Below are 17950 nucleotides of genomic sequence, written 5' to 3' on the forward strand. Positions count from 1 at the left end.
TTGCATATAAAGATGAATTTATCTAAGTTTGGGCAAAGATAAATAAATTAGAAAGCAAAACGATGATTCCTAGAATAATTCATTTTTGTTGGTATGGGAGAGGAGCGTATAGTGAAACCATTCAAAAGTGTATTAAATCTTGGGAAACGTTACTGCCGGATTATGAAATTATAAGATGGGACGAATCCAATACGCCCTTCGATAGTATGCCTTTTTTGAAAGTTTTGTACAAACAGAAGAGATGGGCGTTTATCGCTGATTATATGCGTTTATATGCTATTTTTAGGCACGGAGGAATCTATTTCGATACGGATGTGGAAGTAATACGGACATTTGACGGTTTGCTGGGCGAAAAAGCTTTTATCGGATTTCAGACGGAAATAGGCGTGTCGAAGTTTCCTTTTAATACGGCGGTTATCGGATGTGAAAAGGGAAATGGCTTTATTGAGCTTTGCCTCCAAGAGACGGAGAAACTGCAGCGTATGAAATACCACCCTATGGCAGCGCCAGTCGTATCAACGGAGGTCTTGATGAACAAATACGGTGTGGATACCTATAAAACCCAACGATTGAAGGACGTGCTCCTACTTGAGAAAGATTACTTTTATCCGTTTTCATGGACAGAGACCTTTGATGAAAGTTGCATTACACCCAATACGCTTGCCATCCATTGGTGGGAGGATTCGTGGGGAAATAAGAAGAAGAATATAGCTTATTATTGGCGATCGCTATCCCGAAAAATAGAACGTACACCATTAATCTTGGCCTCTCGACTGGCTTATGCCTTTGGAAATAGGAAGAGTTTCTTTTTGTATCCTCTCCACCACCATCTCCGGCGTCACTAAATCAATAGCTTCTACACCATTACAAATACACGATTTATTTCCATATATGGAGCTGGGCCGGTTAGGATGTTCTACCTGAATGCAATCTTCTGTCGATTGTCCATAACCCAAGAAGCCAGCGTAGGGATGTGTTGCTCCCCAAATAGATAGACAGCGTGTACCCACTAATGAAGCCATATGCATACCAGAGGAATCCATGCTAATCATTAAATCCAAATGGCTAATGAGATCGAGCTCGCCCTTCACACCCAATTGACCAATCGTGTTGTGTACATGCGGGTACTGTTCGCCCCACGTTGTTGCCGTCTCCAGTTCCTGTTTTCCACCGCCAAAGATGAAAAATGTATATGTAGAGGTAGGAAAGGTTTTGAAAATAGTATTCCAATGGCTCGGTTTCCATACTTTGTAAGGATGCTGGGCAAAGGGAGCGATGCCGATTTTGATAGTTTTTGACGTTAGCAAATTTTGATAGGCATCCGGTATGGGACGTTCCTCTCTTTGTAATTGATAGCTTAACTTCAGTGAAAGTCCAAGCGCTCTAAATACGTCTGCATAACGTTCCACCGTAGCGCGCAGCGGTTTGAAAATCTTATATCTTTTTCTGGTCAGCTCTTTTTTTCGATGGCGTGCTTTATCAAGGATGGCTAAACGGTAGCCGGCCGTTTTAAAAAATAGCGTAAGAATCCGTGAACGGATATTATTGTGCAAATCGGCTACGTAATCAATATCGTATTTTTTGAGCTCGTTGAAAAGTCGCCATAGCCCTTTGGCTCCTTTATGTTGATCATCGGGAAAGATAGGGTGGAAGGTGAGATTGGGGATGCCGTCAAAAAATGCGACAAACTGCGGTCGACTTACCATAATGAGTTCTATCTGCTTGTGTTGAGCGCTGAGCTCTCGCAAGACAGAAGCTACCATTGCCACATCCCCCATTGCCGAGAAGCGTATAACCAATACGCGGGCTGTCTTCATCTTCCTTATTTTTTTCTGAAAGTGTTTGTTTCTAATTCTAATTTGTCATCAAGAACCATCATGCGCTTTTTTTAACTTTTGCTGAATTAGGATTCATGAAGGTTTTGTTTTCCGTAAAGTATAGGGTTCAGCGACGGATCATTATACATTTTCATTTGCTTGTAAACTTTCATATATTTATCTCCGGATGCAATATCGGTGAGCAGTTCATCAATGCTTTCTGACAAATCTTTACGTTGCTCTAACAATATATCTAATTTGAATTGACAAGAAGTAATATGTGCCTGGTCTACATCAGTGCGTTTGGTTTCCTGGTCCATATGGTATATCTTCAGTGCCAAAATAGATAGCCTATCGATCGCCCACGCCGGACTTTCGGTATTGATTCGCGCATGCTCTTTCGCCTGAACATTCTGGAACTGCTGTAGATAGTAACTGTCGATATACTCTACGGTATCGGTGCGCACCTGATTTTGTTTGTCGATCCGACGCTTCCAATTCAACCCCTCTTGCGGAGTGATATCTGGATTGCGAACCACATCTTCCATGTGCCATTGCATGGTATCTATCCAGCATTTAAGATACAGTAGATGTTCTAACGACTGGCTATTGTATGGATTCTCTATAGGATGGTCAATATTATCATGACGATGATAATCTTCGATGGCACGTTGAAATATCTTGTTGGCAATTGCGCTAATCATAAAGACAAAGATAAGGTTTTTTTTATGTTCTTTTTAAGACAGCATTAGCATCATCCAATTGGGGAAAATACCAAACAAGATAATAGTTGCCGTCAATAAATATGCGATAATGAGCAGCACCACCGATGACCTTTTCCTTTCGTAGCTTTCTTTACCACTATCACGTAAAAATGCATATAATGGAATCTTGAAATAAAAAAACAGCGAGATAACTGACGTAAGTGCACCGACAACGAGCAGGAGAAGTATCCCCGTATTGCCCGATGATTGAAAGACGGAAAACGTAGAGGTGAAAACCATCAATTTCGCTACAAATCCTACGGTTGGCGGTATACCGATAAGTGACACCGCAACCAACGTAAATGCCGTAAATAACATAGGCATCTTTTTACCCATACCTGCATAGGAAAGGAGGGAAGTGGACTCTGTTTGTTGCTCTAGCTGATCAATAAAGATAAAGGTAGCCAGATTCATAATGACGTATGCTACAATATAGAATAATAGGTAGCTGAAAGCATCTTGATAGGCAAATACGGCCATGAGTAGTAAGCCCGTATGGCCGATGGACGAATAGGCCATCATCCGTTTGACGTCCTGCTGTCGAAGCGCGGCGAGGTTACCCACGAGCATCGTGACGATAGCGACGACCATGATGAACCAAGTGCTTAATTCGGAAAAGTAAAATGCTGTGGACGACCATGATTGGTAGAGACGAGCAAATAATATAATAGCGCCTATTTTAGGGATAGTGGATAGAAAAGCGGTAATGGCGGTAGGCGCACCTTGGTAAACATCGGGGCTCCATACATGGAAAGGCACAAAGCTGAGCTTAAATCCGATCCCGGCAAATACAAAAAGTAAAGCCAAGGTAATAACAGCTTCGGGAGCATCCATTAGCCCTTGTAGGTGCTCGGCCGACTGAAAATCTAGATTGCCCGTCAGCCCGTATACAAGTGAAAGACCATAGAGCATCACCGCGGCACATACCGATCCGAAAAGAACATACTTCATCGCAGCTTCTGATTGGATTTTATTTTGCGAAAAATAACCCACCAATATATAGGAAGCGATAGAGACCATCTCTATACCGATAAAAGCCATTAACCAGTGGCTCGTACTACTTAATACATGCATGCCTAATGTCGCGGCTAGCAGTATGCTGTATACATCACCATTGTTTTTGGAGTGACGTTGTTGTAGAAAAATTGCAATAATGAGTGTACTGGATATAATCACAAGGCGGGCATAAGTGCTTAACATATCGACCAACCACATGCCCGAGAATCCAGTTCCCGTTGTAGAAAGTTGATCGACAAGATAGTACAATGAAAACACCAACGTAACCATACAGGCGGTGAACGTACTGTTTTTCCAACGTTTTTCCATGAAAAGTGCCGTGAAAATGCACACGATAAAACCGATAATCAACGTTAGCTCCGGTTTGAAAAGCGGAATGGAAGCGATAATCTGGTCGAGTATATTGGGGATAGAGATGTTCACGGTTTTATTAATTCAATAAGTTGTAGCACCGAAGCATTGAGGTTGCCAAATACAAGGGACGGCATAATGCCCAGCAGTAAGGCTAGGGCGAGCGCAGGGAACAAAATTACTTGTTCGCGGATGTTTAAATCGGTGAGGGCTTCTTGCCATGCTTGTCCGCCTTTTAATCTCGTCTGTCCGAAAAACATACGTTGTAGCGTCCATAAGAAATACGCTGCGCTTAATAATATACCAATCGATCCACCTATGGCCATCCAACGGGGCACACCAGTCGACATGCTTTCGGCATTAAATGCGCCAATGATTACGAAAGCTTCACCAATGAAGGCGGAGAAACCGGGCAGTCCCAACGAAGCAAAAAATGCAATCGCTACATAAGCGGTATACTTCGGCATAAGCGAAGCAAGTCCGCGGAAATTATAAATATAACGGTCGTGTACGCGATCGTATAATACACCGACGAGAAAAAATAAAGCTGCACTGAGGAATCCGTGCGAAACCATTTGGAACATAGCGCCGGATAGTCCTTCTGCCGTCAGTGATGCAATTCCCAGTAGTACGAATCCCATATGCGATACCGAAGAATAGGCTATCATGCGTTTCAGATCCTTTTGTGCCAATGCATTCAATGCACCGTACAGTATCGAAATGACTCCAATCAATGCAAGCCACCAATTCGTGTAAGCGGCTATATCGGGAAAAATGCTATAACAGACCCGAATGATACCATAACCACCAACTTTCAGCAATATACCCGCAAGAATAATGGAAACAGGCGTAGGCGCTTCCACGTGTGCATCGGGTAACCAAGTGTGCAACGGAACAATTGGGACTTTAATGGCAAAGGCGAAGAACAGGACAATAAAGCCGATCAGACGAGCCGGTATACCAAAGACCTCATGGTAGTTGGTTATATAGGCGAAGAAAGAACCGTCTACATAGTTGGCAGGGTTCATCATGTGCAACATATTGAACGTATGGGCGCCTGTCACTGGGTTGATTACCGAGAAATAAAGCCCTACGATCACCAATAGCATGAGTACTGAACCCAAGAGGGTATAGATAAAGAACTTGATTGCAGCATATTCACGCCGCTCTCCTCCCCATATTCCGATAAGGAAATAGAGCGGAAGCAGCATCACTTCATAGAATACATAGAATAAGAAAAAGTCCAACGCGGAAAAAATGCCCATTACAGCGGTGTTCAGTATCATCAGTAAGGCAAAATACCCTTTGGGATTTTTGTCGATGTTCCAGGAAGCACCAACGCCCATCAGCATAACCAGCGTGCTTAATACAATAAGAGGAAGCGAAATCCCGTCTACACCGATTAAGTAATCGATCTCCAATTTTCCAATGGCACCTAAATCCATGCGTATCCATGATAATTGCTCCACAAATTGGTAAGCATCTAACTGTTGGATACCGCCCAATGTAGCATCGAAATTCCCGTAGAGATAAAGTGAAAGGCCGAATTGCAGAAAGGTAAAACCTAAGGCAATGTATTTATAGGTTGCTTTGGCTGATGACGGTAAGGTTAAGATCAGCAGTGTAGCAACGAGTGGTAAAAATATCAATATGGATAACACGCCCATTTTCTATTTAATTATCAAATAAAGTATTCCCAAAACAACAATGGTCAATGCAAAACCCAAATACGCCTGTAACTGCCCATTTTGAACATGCCGAACAAGATGGCCGATATAATACGTCGCATGGGCAAACAAATTAACCAATCCATCGATGACATGTTTGTCAAACCAATAAACGACCACCGAAAGTTGACGTACAAACCAAGAGAAAAGGTTGGTAAGCCCGTCCACCACATGGCGGTCGAAAGCATATAATATGCGGCTAAGTTTAATGCTCCCTTTCACGAATATGCGGTCGTTAAACTCGTTCAAATAACCCTGTTTATTTGCGAAGTGTACGAAACTGTTATTTTCTGATAAAGGATATTTGTTTTTTACGTACCAGTTCCATCCGAGAAGCCATCCCAAAATTGCTCCCCCCGTTAAAAGGGCCGGAATGAATAAATGAGCTTGGGTTAAGGTAGGATAGACGGTGTCAACATCCAATGCCTGCATAATCCAAGTATGGTGATAATTTGTTAACGATAGTCCGAAAAGCGGGAATAAACTGCCCGCAGCAAGGAAAAGCATCGGTATAAGCATAGCATTCGGTGCTTCGTGGAATGTCATCCCTGTTTTTATATACGAGCGGTATTTAAAAGAACCAAAAAAGACCTTGAAGATAAGCCGTCCGATGTAGAAGGCCGTAAGGATGCTGACGATAATTAACAATACAGGAATCAGCACATAAACACCCCCCAGATGACTAGCCCATTCGTATGCCGTAATGACGATGCTATCCTTGGAAAGATAACCTGAAGTAAATGGGAATCCGGCGAGGGATAAGGAGGCGATTACCATACAGCCAAAGGTCTTTGGCATAAAACGTCTTAAACCGCCTATATGACGTAAATCCTGTGGATCGAATTCCAGTTGTGCCTTTGCTTTCAAATGTGCCATTTCGTGTATGACCGCTCCCGCACATAAGAACAGCAAACATTTAAAAAAGGCATGCGTGGTTAGGTGAAACATAGCGGCATCCCATGCACCGATGCCCACCCCCACCATCATAAAACCCAATTGGGAGATGGTCGAAAAGGCAAGTATTTTCTTAATGTCATATTGACCTAATGCAAAAAGAGCAGCGGACAGTGCCGTCAGCGTGCCTATAAGGACGATGACCAGTAGAACAGTCTCGTTGAAAAGCGGAAAAACGGTGCAGAGTAGGAATACACCTGCAGCTACCATCGTAGCAGCATGAATAAGAGATGACACCGAAGTGGGTCCCTCCATTGCATCGGGTAACCATACATGCAATGGAAACTGAGCCGATTTTGCCATAGCTCCCAGAAAAAAGGCCAGACCTGCAAACGTAGCCCAAGGGGTATTTTTATCGATAAGTGGCGTGGAGCTTGTTTGGTCAAATAAGGTCGACAGGTCTAGTGTGCCACAATGCGCATAAACAAGGGCTATCCCTATGAGAAAACCGATATCTCCGATCCTGTTAATCAAAAATGCTTTTTTATTAGCTTGTACAGCCGTTTCTTTGGTAAACCAAAAACCGATTAACAAGTAAGAGGCAAAACCTACTAACTCCCAAAAAATATAGAGTTGCAATAGATTAAGGGATACCGTCAACCCTAACATAGCAAAGCAGAACAGGCTTAGATACATCCAATAACGGTGTATGCCGCTGTCGCCTTTCATATAAGCACGTGAATAGATATGTACGGGGAGGGCAATAATACAAACGACCAGTTGCATGAGGGCAGTAAGGTTATTGACGAGTATACCTACATAGAGCGTATGCTCTCCGATAGTAAACCATTCCCATTTTTGCAGAACAGATGTACTATTCCATCCAGGCAAGAACACGCCGAATAGACTTATCACTGCGCTCGCTATTATACCAATCAATGCGATGTTGCCCGAAATGGACTTTTTACCCAGTACGGCCTGTATAATGAATGCCAACAAAGGAAATAACATGACGAGAATGCTGGCGGTAATGGGCGATATGTGGAGAAAGGTATTCAAGTTTAATCTTTCAATTCGTGGATGTTTTCTGGATTAATGGTTTTAAAATGCCGGTATACATTCAGGATAATCGCTAATCCCACGGCTACGGCAGCAGCAGCAAGAACAATAGCAAACAAAGCGAACACTTGACCGCCATAATTTATTTTATCGTATTTTCCGAATGCCACAAAATTCAATATGGCGGCATTGATCATGAGTTCGATACCTACTAAAATCATAATCGTGTTGCGCTTGGCAAGCACCGCATACAAACCAATAGAAAAGATACATGCGCTAACAACTAGGAAATGGGTGAGGGTTATCATTCTTTGTCCTCCTTTCGTGATAAGTGTGCAGCGCCTATAAGGGCCATCATCAAGAAAACGGATATAACTTCAAAAGGTAATACATATTGGGTCATAAACTTGAATCCCAATGCTTTTATATTGTTGTCTGTGGGCAATATGATTGTTCCCTTGGCTTCGGATTGTGCAATCCATTGCGGCATGTGCTGTGACCAACCGATATAACTATATATCATAATACCCAAAAAAGCTAGGGCTAGGATCAACGCCTGCCAGTTAGGCAATGAAATAAAACGCTTTGACGTGGATTGCAGGTCGTTGAGCAATTCCTTGTTGGACAGCATAAAAGCAAAAATCAACAGGATAAGTACCCCTCCGACATAGACTAAAATTTGTGTAATAGCGATGAAGTCGGCCAGCGCGAAAAGGTAAAGCCCTGCCATTGCAAAAAGCACGATGAAAAGTAGAAACAGCGCACGGGCGGTATTGCGTATATTGACTAGTAAAAGCGCAGAAATGATCGCCATGCTGGCGAAAGCGTAGAATAATAAGGATTCTATCATCGTTATTTTTTCTTAGCCGCCTCCTTATCAGCTTGAAAGCGTGTCCACTCTTCTTTTCGTTTCGCTATTTCTTCCGCTGTCATATCGGAAAAGCCGTAGATCAAATCCGTCAGTTTTGATGTGCTGCGGTCGTATTGGTCGGTCATGGTGATGCACTCTGTAGGACATACCACGGTACACAGCCCACAGTACATGCATTTCGCCATATCGATATCAAACTTCTCTGGATATAACCGTTTGACACTTCCATCCGACGTTTTCCCGATGACACCTACTGATTTGATGGATTGGATGTCGATACAATCTACCGGACACGCTTTTGCACAAAGGTCGCAGACGATGCAATCCTCAATATCGACTTGCAATTGGTAACGTGCGACTTCTGGAATAGGCATCTTTTCCTTTGGATATTGCACTGTAGTGACTCCTTGCTGTTGCTGGAAGTAGTTTTCATCACGAATGTCGAGTGTATGGCGTGATTTTCGAGCACCAAACAAGTGCCTGACCGTTAAAAATAAACCTTTAACAGCAGTCATAAATCCTTGTATGGTTGTTTTTAGTACCAAAGCTATCCTATGTTTACAACATAACTAATATTCTCCATAATCCCGATATAGCGAGACAAACAAACGCTAGCGGAATTAAGACTTTCCAACATAGCGTCATCAGTTGATCGGCCCGAAAACGGGGTAGCGTCCAACGAATCCACATCTGTATACCGACAATGGTCAGCGATTTCAATAATGTCCATGTAATCCCCCATCCCAATCCGGTTGTCCAGTCGGCAAGGCGTAAACTGCCGATGTTGGGTAACGGACTGTTCCATCCTCCTAAGAAAATAACGACACCCAATATCGCCACCAAAAACATCATTGCATATTCGGCGAGAAACAAAAAAGCAAATTTAATTCCACCATATTCGGTGTGAAAACCACCGATAAGCTCAGATTCGGCTTCCGGAATATCAAAAGGAGCACGATTACACTCTGCAAGGGAAGCGATGAAGAAAATAGCGTAAACAATAAGGAGGTGAGGTGCCTGAAAAATGTGCCAAGCGAAAATCCCGCCAACATCGGTTACGTTCCAAAATCCCATAAAATAAATCTGCTCGGGCGATGCAATCCCTTGCAAGTAAGCTATGTCGTTAAGGTTTAACGTCTGTGTAATCATGACGGCAGCAATCAGCGAAAGCCCTACAGGTAGTTCGTAGGATACCATCTGCGCAATAGCGCGGATAGATCCCAATAACGAATATTTGTTGTTGGACCCCCAACCAGCCATTAAAATACCAATGGCGTCGATGGCAACAATGGCCATTATAAAAAAGAGTCCGGTGTTGGTGTTCGCCGGAATAAAGTCCGGTGCCCACGGCACAACACTAAAACCAATGAATACGGCGACAAATATCACAATAGGGGCAAGTGCAAAGAGAACTCTATCTGCTGCGGATGGCGTGATAAATTCTTTCTGTAAAAGTTTCAAAATGTCAGCCAATGTTTGGATAAGACCATATTTTCCGGTTTCCATCGGTCCCAAACGGTCCTGCACAAAACCGGCTATTTTACGCTCTGCATATACCGCAAACAGCGTGAAACCTGCAATAAAAGCAAAGATTGCGACAGGCACAATTATATGGATAACGAGGTCGGCCAATTTGACTTTTTAGAATAATTCTTAATTGGATGCAAACTTACGGAAAACGAAGCAAACCACCATAATATTTAAGAAAATAGACTAAAATAGTAGATTTTATTTTTGATCATCAAATTTTTATCTTGTAGCATACCTCTCAAACCTTTCGTTTGAAATATTGTTCTAATAAGGGAACAACGAACAAATTTTATATGAAGAAATTTAACTTTATTTATGTAGGTGTCTTGCTGATGTTATTGGCAAGCTGTGCGATGCGAAAGTCGTCTAGTAATACTACGTCAGCTTTAATGGGAAAGAAATGGCAATTAGTGGAGTTGGACGGCAAGGTGGTTCCAGAGAAGGTGAACGGTAAGATGCCGTTTTTGACATTGGATGAAGAAAATGGTCGTTATAGCGCAAGCGGTGGTTGTAACGGCATCGGAGGAGAATATACGTTGCAGAAAAATAATGGCGTCTCGTTTTCTCGTGGAATGTCTACGATGATGGCATGTGCAGATATGAGTATCGAAAATGGTTTGCGTACCTTATTTGACGAAGCGGATACCTATACGGTAAAGGAAAATACCATGAGTTTATCAAAGGGGCAGCATGGAGCGGCATTGGCAAAGTTTGTCTTGGTTGTGGACCAATCGGATAAACTGACGGGTACCTGGGAATTGGATTATATCCTAGATGCTGAAGTGGGTTTTGATGAGTTGTATGCGAACAAGAAACCTACCATTACATTTGATGTGGCAGAAAAGAAAGTGAACGGCAACAGCAGTTGCAATAACTTTTCGGGTACAGTGAAAATAGATGGTAACGCGATTTCGTTCGGGCCGATGATGTCAACCAAAATGGCTTGTCCCGGTAATGGAGAGCAAGTGTTCTTTAAAAATATAGAACGCGTGACATCGTTTGATGCACAAGACTCCACGTTGACCATGATCATGGATGATATTGTGGTGATGCGTTGGCAGAAGAAATAAAAAGAAAAGCCACGATTTTCATCGTGGCTTTTCTTTTTATCGCTTATCGAAATCGACGTAATCGCGTTTCGTTTCGCCTACGTAAACTTGACGCGGACGTCCAATAGGTTCTTTATTATCACGCATTTCTTTCCACTGCGCAATCCAGCCCGGAAGACGGCCCAAAGCAAACAACACGGTGAACATATCCGATTCAAATCCTAAAGCACGATAAATAATGCCCGAATAGAAATCAACATTCGGATATAGTTTTCTATCGATGAAATATTGATCATTTAATGCTGCTTCTTCTAGCTTTTTCGCAATGTCCAAAACAGGATCTTGTACACCCAATTTTTCTAAAATATCATCACACGCTTTTTTGATAATTTTTGCGCGCGGATCGAAGTTCTTGTATACACGATGCCCAAATCCCATTAAGCGGAAAGGATCGTTTTTGTCTTTTGCTTTTGCGAGGTATTTCTCGGCATCACCACCATCATTTTTAATGGCTTCCAACATTTCAATAACGGCTTGGTTTGCTCCGCCGTGCAATGGACCCCATAATGCGTTAATACCTGCAGAGATGGAAGCATATAAATTAGCGTTGGACGAACCGACAATGCGAACAGTAGACGTCGAGCAGTTTTGTTCATGATCTGCATGCAGAATCAATAATTTATGCATTGCACTAATAACGACAGGGTCAAAAGTAGTTTCGCCGGTTACTTCTCCGAAAATCATGTTCAGGAAGTTTTCAATATAACCGTAGTTGTTTTTAGGGTAAACCACGGGTTGTCCTAATGACTTTTTCTGTATCCAAGATACAATGGTCGGCATTTTTGCCAGGAGATTGATGATGGTCTTGTTATCTTCTTCCTCCGTTGCATTTGGATTTAAGGATTCTGGGTAAAAAGCAGATAACGCACCTACCAAACAAGACAATTGGCCCATAGGGTGTGATTTGGAAGGAAAGCCAACGAAGAAATTTTTCATGTCCTCGTGTATCATCATTTGTTTTCTGATATCGGAGCGAAACCTCTCCAATACGTCTTTCGTAGGAAGCTCTCCATATATTAAGAGGTAAGCTACTTCTATAAAAGTAGACTTTTCTGCTAATTGTTCGATGGGATATCCACGATAATGTAGAATGCCCTGTTCACCATCTAAGAAAGTGATGGCACTTTTGGTGGCTCCTGTATTTTTAAATCCCGGATCTAATGTGATATATCCCGATTGATCTCGTAGTTTGGAGATGTCTATTGCTTTTTCGTTTTCAGTACCAATAATAACTGGCAATTCGTAAGATGTTCCGCCTAAATTTATTGTTGCTTTATCCGACATATGTGATGAATCTAAAATAATCTACTTTCTACAAATGTATAAAAATCGGTGATAAAATCTAATAGCGATGCATTAAATGACAAAGAATTGTCACTATTCATTTTTAATCGCCTCTGTTTTTTTATATAAATATTTTGGTTTTTACGAAATTTTCGTAATATTGTGAAAGATTAGTATGTTGATTATGGAAAAGTTAACTATTCAAGAGGAAGAAGCTATGTTATCCATCTGGCAATTACGCGGTGGATTTGTGAAGGAAGTGTTGGACAATTTAAAAGGAGAGAAGCCCCCTTATACGACGTTGGCATCAACCATTAGGAATCTGGAGCGCAAGGGTTATGTGAAAGCTGTCAAATACGCTAATGCAAAACGCTATGAACCCATTATTTCCGAGGAGGAGTATAAAGGAAAGTTTATGCACGGGTTCGTAGGGGATTATTTCAAGAACTCCTATAAAGAAATGGTTTCTTTTTTTGTGAAAGAGGAGAAGCTTTCGGCAACGGAATTGGAAGAAATTATGGATATGATAAAAAACAATAAATCGTAGCTTATGGATTCCTTGCTCGCTTATACCATTCAAGTGAATATCCTGCTAGCTATTGTTTATATAGGGTATTACGCCTTATTGAAAAAATTGACGTTCTATCGTTTGAACAGGATATATTTTCTGACCGGCATAGTGTTCGCTTTCGTGTATCCTTTTCTGGATATTAAATCGCTTTTCCGGCGACATATAGAACCCGTGGGGGAGTGGATGGGGTATTTGCCGGATTTTTATACACAACAGGTAGAAGGATCTGTTTATACATTGGAGCATGCAATATATAGTGGTATTGCGATAGTTGGATTGTGTCTGGCCGTACGTTTATGTATTCAACTCCTCAGTTTATTGCGTATTCATATCTATTCACGGAAAGCTGTATGGAAAACGTACTGGTATCAGGATGTACTATTTCCCATTGTCCCTTTTTCTTTTTTGAATAAGATTTATCTTCATAAAGAACAGCATCAGGAGCCGGAACTCTGTGACATTTTTGAGCATGAGGATATCCACGTGAAAGGCCTTCACAGCTTGGATATATTGATATTTGAAGTCTTACTGATAGTTTGTTGGTATAATCCCTTCGTATGGTTCATGCGCAGAGCCGTACGTCAAAATTTAGAATATCTGACTGATCAACAGGTGCTAAATAAGGGGGTGGATCGGCAAACTTATCAGTATTCGTTGTTGCAAGTCTCGAAGCAAGGTGCTTCGTTGGGTGTAAGCAACCAGTTTAATTTTAAATTCTTAAAAAAGCGCATTATGATGATGAACAAGAAAAAATCGTCAAAACTTCAATTGAGCAAATATGCTTTTCTGCTGCCGGTCATGATCTTCTCTGCGGGAGCATTTACAATCAGCAAGGCGGATGGGAAAATTACGGAAGCGGTACAAGTGGCTCGTGAAATGGAGGTAGAGGAGATTAAAGGACTTTTACAGAAGCAGGGTACGGTAAAACCGACCTTTGGCATGAAAAGCGAGGAAACGACTCTCCCTGCCGCTAAAGATGACCAAACTAAAGGTTCGGGATTTCTTCTTGACGGCAAATTGGTAGAGCAAAAGGTAGTTGAGCAGTTGGATGTTAGAAATATTGAAAGCGTAGTAGTCAATATTGATAACAATCTGACAGAACAACATGGATTGAAATCCTTGTTGAATATCAAGACCAAAGAATATGCCGGAACGGTTGGTACACCAAGCCGAATCAAAGCTATTCGTTTTAATGAAGATGGACAAATGACCATCGAAGGACCTATGAGTGGGGTTGCCAGATCAGGGAAAAAGCAGGATTTGTCTATAGATAAGGTTTCTTTTGTCGCAGATTCCGGGCGTAATAGCACAAAGGGTTCGGTAAAGTCACTCGGTAAGAATCCGATCTATATCGTGGATGGTAAACGGACGGTGCTGGGGTTTAGTGTTGGTGAATTAAAATCGGAAGATATCCATAGTCTGGAGGTATTAAAGGGTTTTGCTGCAATAGACGAATACGGTGAAGATGGAAGGGATGGTGTGATTAAAGTCACGACCAAAAAATGGGCGAAGGAAAATCCGGATGAGGTGAAAGACATCTCGAAGATGAAAGATGTTGCTGTGGTCGGTTATAGCTCCAAAAACAGACAGGATACGGTTAAGATTTTGAAAGGAAGTGATGCGCATGATTTTTCGGGAAAAGCGGTAGAAGGCAAAGTAACTGGAGTTCGAGTCAACAGAAAACAGAATCTATCCGATACGACAAAGCGTTCGAACATCGTCTTTAGAAATTCGAAAATGGGTGGGAAACCGCTATTCGTGATAGATGGGGTGGCACAACCTGAAGATACGACGATAGATAAATTGAATCCCGATCAAATTGAGTCTATCGATGTTTTGAAGGACGAATCTGCGGTTGCTAAATATGGCGATAAAGGTAAGAATGGGGTAATTATGATTACGACAAAAACTAGTGCTAAAGCTAGGCAAAGGGAAGGAGGTGATCGTTATACCGATGATGATGTGTTTTTTGTTGACGGTAAAGCGGTATCTAAAAACGAATTTACAGCCGTTCCTGAGAATAAGATTATTGTGAAAGATATACGTGAAAAAACTGGAGAAAAAGGACGGGAAATAGAGATAAAAACACGGAAATGGACAATAAAATAACAAAATAAGCGGCTCTTGCTGCTTATTTTGTGTTAAGATTCGTCATCGTCAATTCGATACCGATATGAACAAAGCTTTGTATCATCTTCACGGAATGATCAATGAGCGCAGGTAGTTCTTTCTGTTCATCACGGTCAAAAGGACTCAATACATAATCCACTTGGCGTCCTTTGGGGAAATTATCACCGATGCCAAAGCGTAGGCGAGCGTAGTTTTGTCCGCCACAAGTCGCCTCTATGGAGCGTAGTCCGTTATGGCCTGCAGCGGAGCCTTTGGGTTTGATACGTAATGAACCAAATGGAATAGCTAGATCGTCTACCACGACTAGTACATTTTGTATCGGAACTTTCAGCTCCTGCATCCAATAGTTGACGGCCTTACCACTTAAATTCATAAAAGTGGTGGGCTTAATCATGTATACGTTTCTGCCTTTTGATTTAAATTCGGTATAATAGGCAAGCTTCATCAACGACCAGGTTGCTCCAGCTTGGTTTGCTGCTTCATCCACTACCATAAACCCGATATTATGACGTGTATCTGCGTATTCCTTACCGATATTGCCCAGCCCGACAATTAAATAATTCATGAGCGCAAAGATAAGAATTAGATGTTAGACAAATAAAAAAGCATCGCACAAGCGATGCTTTTTTATTTGTCTAAATTACTTTACATTATTTTTTAGCACCTTTTGCTGCTTTCGCTGCTTCTTGCTCTGCTTGACGCAATGCACGAGACATTACTACAGATACAATCGTGTCATCAGCGTTATTAAGAATTTTCGCATTTTCCAATGACACCTGGCTCACACGGAAAGATTTACCAACCTCTAACGATTCCATAGGAACTTCAATTTCTTGAGGAAGGTCGTTTGGTAACGCTTTCACGCGAAGATTACGTAGTTTCTGAACTAGCTTACCACCCATTTTAACACCTGGAGAGTCTCCTGTTAATTTGATAGGAATGTTTACAGAAACTTGCTTGTCATCAAACAATTCTAAGAAATCCACATGTGTTACCAAATCGGTAAGCGGGTGGAATTGTGCGTCTTGAACAATAGCACGTGTTTTTTTGCCGTCGATATCCAATTCCAAAAATACTACGTCAGCAGTATAAAGAACAGATTTCAAATCAGCTGCGGATACAGCAAGGTGGGTTTGTTCTTTACCACCATAAAGAACTGCAGGAATCTTTCCTTCGTAACGCAATTCTTTTGCATCTCTTTTCCCTACGTTCTGTCTAACAGAACCGCTAATAGCAATTGATTTCATTTTATGATCATCTAAATTTGAGGTGCAAAAATACTGTATTTTTTCGACTAATCAAATTTTATTTGACACTGTTTGTATGGTTAGACCTTCCGGGGTTTGCGGCCTATTGGCTAGAGCGTATAGCAATTTAAACCTTTTGTTTTAAGAAACATTTGGCTAACTTTGGAGCAAAGTTAAATTAACTTGAAGTTTGTCCGATAGTATAAGGGTAGTACAAAACAATAAACAAATCCAACACATAAAACACGCATAAGAAATGCCTTTGCAATTTAACACGGTGAAGCTGTTCGCAGGGTCTGGAACAGTGGAATTAGCGGAAAAAATCTCCAAATCTTATGGGAAACCGCTTGGCGATATGACCTTATCCAAGTTTAGCGATGGGGAAATTCAGCCTTTTTATAATGAATCAGTACGCGGAAGCGACGTGTTCTTAATCCAATCCACAAACCAGCCAAACGACAATCTTTTAGAGCTTTTATTTATGATTGATGCGGCAAAGCGTGCCTCTGCCCATTATATCACGGTGGTTGTACCTTATCTCGGTTATGCTCGCCAAGATAGGAAAGACAAACCGCGTGTTGCTATTGGCGCGAAATTAATCGCAAACCTCATTGTAGCCGCTGGTGCACATCGTATCATGACCATGGATTTGCACGCTGCGCAGATACAAGGATTCTTTGATATCCCGGTGGACCATCTAGATGGGTCAATTATATTTGTACCGTATATCAAATCGTTGAAACTGCCGAACCTGACCATTGCATCTCCGGATATGGGCGGTTCGTATCGTGCTCGTACATTTGCCAAATTTTTCAATGCTGAGGTTATTATCTGTGACAAACGTCGTAAACGTGCCAATGAGATTGAATCCATGTCCATTATCGGGGATGTGAAAGATCAAGATGTGGTTTTGATAGACGATATATGTGATACAGCCGGCACGTTGTCAAAAGCGGCTGCGTTGATTATGGAAAATGGTGCTCGTTCCGTAAGGGCGGTATGTACACATGCGGTATTATCAGGAAAGGCCATTGATACAATTGAGAATTCGGTATTGACGGAAATGATTGTTACGGATACCATTCAACTAGATCGGGAAAAGCAAAGCAGCTGCAGCAAAATTAAAGTGCTATCGACGGCTGATTTATTTGCCGGTGCTATAAAAAATGTAAATGAACACGGGTCTATTTCCGATCTGTTTGATATTAAATAGCGGTAAGGTGTTATTGCTATAATAAAGCATCTTAAAAAAAGAAGGGGGACGACAGACAGGTCGTCCCCCTTCTTTTTTTTAAGCGTTTTAGATATCTTATCCAGATGGTGTCGGTTGATAAAAAAGAAAGGCCAGCGGAAAACCGTTGACCTTTTAGTAGCGGGGATCAGACTCGAACTGATGACCTTCGGGTTATGAGCCCGACGAGCTACCAACTGCTCCACCCCGCAATGTTTTTTTCTTAGCCCAGCCTCGCGCTTCGCCTGTTATTTTTAGTAGCGGGGATCAGACTCGAACTGATGACCTTCGGGTTATGAGCCCGACGAGCTACCAACTGCTCCACCCCGCAATTTTTTGGTGACACAA

At 41.8% G+C, this 17950-nt stretch carries 17 protein-coding genes and 2 tRNA genes; 5 read left to right on the top strand and 14 right to left on the bottom strand.

What is annotated here, in order from left to right; all coding sequences use genetic code 11:
- Positions 1-62: 62 nt before the first annotated feature.
- Complete coding sequence (locus tag FXV77_RS02885; protein ID WP_148917706.1) at positions 63-845, top strand: glycosyltransferase family 32 protein; 783 nt, start codon at positions 63-65, stop codon at positions 843-845.
- Here the strand turns inward: FXV77_RS02885 and FXV77_RS02890 are convergent.
- The 9 genes from FXV77_RS02890 to nuoH form a co-directional block, all read right to left on the bottom strand.
- Positions 756-1817 (bottom strand): glycosyltransferase family 9 protein, encoded by a 1062-nt coding sequence (locus FXV77_RS02890; protein ID WP_148917707.1) that lies wholly within the window; start codon positions 1815-1817, stop codon positions 756-758. The genes FXV77_RS02885 and FXV77_RS02890 overlap by 90 nt on opposite strands.
- Before the next feature lie 86 nt (positions 1818-1903).
- Entirely contained in the window at positions 1904-2521 is a 618-nt protein-coding gene (locus tag FXV77_RS02895; RefSeq protein WP_148917708.1) for a DUF4254 domain-containing protein, read from the bottom strand.
- A gap of 33 nt (positions 2522-2554) precedes the next feature.
- Entirely contained in the window at positions 2555-4021 is a 1467-nt protein-coding gene (locus FXV77_RS02900) for an NADH-quinone oxidoreductase subunit N (RefSeq protein ID WP_148917709.1), read from the bottom strand.
- Positions 4018-5616: a complex I subunit 4 family protein gene (locus FXV77_RS02905; RefSeq protein WP_148917710.1), complete on the bottom strand. Its 1599-nt coding sequence runs from the start codon at positions 5614-5616 to the stop codon at positions 4018-4020. The genes FXV77_RS02900 and FXV77_RS02905 overlap by 4 nt, the downstream gene beginning before the upstream one ends.
- A 3-nt stretch (positions 5617-5619) precedes the next feature.
- The gene (locus FXV77_RS02910; protein ID WP_148917711.1) at positions 5620-7629 is read right to left on the bottom strand and encodes an NADH-quinone oxidoreductase subunit 5 family protein; all 2010 of its coding nucleotides are present in this window, start codon (positions 7627-7629) and stop codon (positions 5620-5622) included.
- 2 nt (positions 7630-7631) lie between these two features.
- Positions 7632-7937: an NADH-quinone oxidoreductase subunit NuoK gene (gene nuoK / locus FXV77_RS02915; RefSeq protein WP_148917712.1), complete on the bottom strand. Its 306-nt coding sequence runs from the start codon at positions 7935-7937 to the stop codon at positions 7632-7634.
- Positions 7934-8479, bottom strand: coding sequence for an NADH-quinone oxidoreductase subunit J family protein (locus FXV77_RS02920; RefSeq protein ID WP_148917713.1), 546 nt, complete (start codon positions 8477-8479; stop codon positions 7934-7936). The genes nuoK and FXV77_RS02920 overlap by 4 nt, the downstream gene beginning before the upstream one ends.
- A gap of 2 nt (positions 8480-8481) precedes the next feature.
- On the bottom strand, positions 8482-9015 hold the full coding sequence (locus tag FXV77_RS02925; RefSeq protein WP_148917946.1) for a 4Fe-4S binding protein: 534 nt from the start codon (positions 9013-9015) through the stop codon (positions 8482-8484).
- Between the two features lie 43 nt (positions 9016-9058).
- Complete coding sequence (nuoH, locus tag FXV77_RS02930) at positions 9059-10132, bottom strand: NADH-quinone oxidoreductase subunit NuoH (protein WP_148917714.1); 1074 nt, start codon at positions 10130-10132, stop codon at positions 9059-9061.
- A gap of 191 nt (positions 10133-10323) precedes the next feature.
- On the opposite strand from nuoH, the gene FXV77_RS02935 reads away from it, so the two are divergent.
- Complete coding sequence (locus FXV77_RS02935) at positions 10324-11100, top strand: META domain-containing protein (RefSeq protein WP_148917715.1); 777 nt, start codon at positions 10324-10326, stop codon at positions 11098-11100.
- A 36-nt stretch (positions 11101-11136) separates the two neighbouring features.
- Here FXV77_RS02935 and FXV77_RS02940 read toward each other — a convergent pair whose 3' ends face one another.
- A complete protein-coding gene (locus FXV77_RS02940; RefSeq protein ID WP_148917716.1) occupies positions 11137-12423 on the bottom strand; it encodes a citrate synthase in 1287 nt (428 codons plus the stop codon).
- A 184-nt stretch (positions 12424-12607) separates the two neighbouring features.
- Here FXV77_RS02940 and FXV77_RS02945 point away from each other — a divergent pair, with 184 nt between their 5' ends.
- Both FXV77_RS02945 and FXV77_RS02950 read left to right on the top strand, forming a co-directional pair.
- Positions 12608-12970, top strand: coding sequence for a BlaI/MecI/CopY family transcriptional regulator (locus FXV77_RS02945; protein ID WP_148917717.1), 363 nt, complete (start codon positions 12608-12610; stop codon positions 12968-12970).
- 3 nt (positions 12971-12973) lie between these two features.
- The gene (locus tag FXV77_RS02950) at positions 12974-15103 is read left to right on the top strand and encodes a M56 family metallopeptidase (protein WP_148917718.1); all 2130 of its coding nucleotides are present in this window, start codon (positions 12974-12976) and stop codon (positions 15101-15103) included.
- 22 nt (positions 15104-15125) lie between these two features.
- Here the strand turns inward: FXV77_RS02950 and pth are convergent, their stop codons facing one another.
- Both pth and FXV77_RS02960 read right to left on the bottom strand, forming a co-directional pair.
- A complete protein-coding gene (pth, locus tag FXV77_RS02955) occupies positions 15126-15689 on the bottom strand; it encodes an aminoacyl-tRNA hydrolase (protein ID WP_148917719.1) in 564 nt (187 codons plus the stop codon).
- Positions 15690-15774: 85 nt separating this feature from the next.
- Positions 15775-16371, bottom strand: coding sequence for a 50S ribosomal protein L25/general stress protein Ctc (locus tag FXV77_RS02960; protein ID WP_148917720.1), 597 nt, complete (start codon positions 16369-16371; stop codon positions 15775-15777).
- A gap of 256 nt (positions 16372-16627) precedes the next feature.
- Between FXV77_RS02960 and FXV77_RS02965 the strand changes: the two genes are divergently transcribed.
- Positions 16628-17584 carry a ribose-phosphate pyrophosphokinase gene (locus FXV77_RS02965; protein ID WP_148917721.1) on the top strand — a complete coding sequence of 319 codons (957 nt, stop codon included), beginning with the start codon at positions 16628-16630 and terminating at the stop codon, positions 17582-17584.
- A 157-nt stretch (positions 17585-17741) separates the two neighbouring features.
- Here FXV77_RS02965 and FXV77_RS02970 read toward each other — a convergent pair.
- Together FXV77_RS02970 and FXV77_RS02975 are read right to left on the bottom strand one after the other, a co-directional pair.
- A tRNA-Met gene (locus FXV77_RS02970) sits at positions 17742-17814 on the bottom strand.
- Positions 17815-17860: 46 nt separating this feature from the next.
- Positions 17861-17933, bottom strand: a tRNA-Met gene (locus tag FXV77_RS02975).
- Positions 17934-17950 lie beyond the last annotated feature (17 nt).

Source organism: Sphingobacterium phlebotomi, from assembly GCF_008180195.1.
GTDB classification, from domain to species: Bacteria; Bacteroidota; Bacteroidia; order Sphingobacteriales; family Sphingobacteriaceae; genus Sphingobacterium; species Sphingobacterium phlebotomi.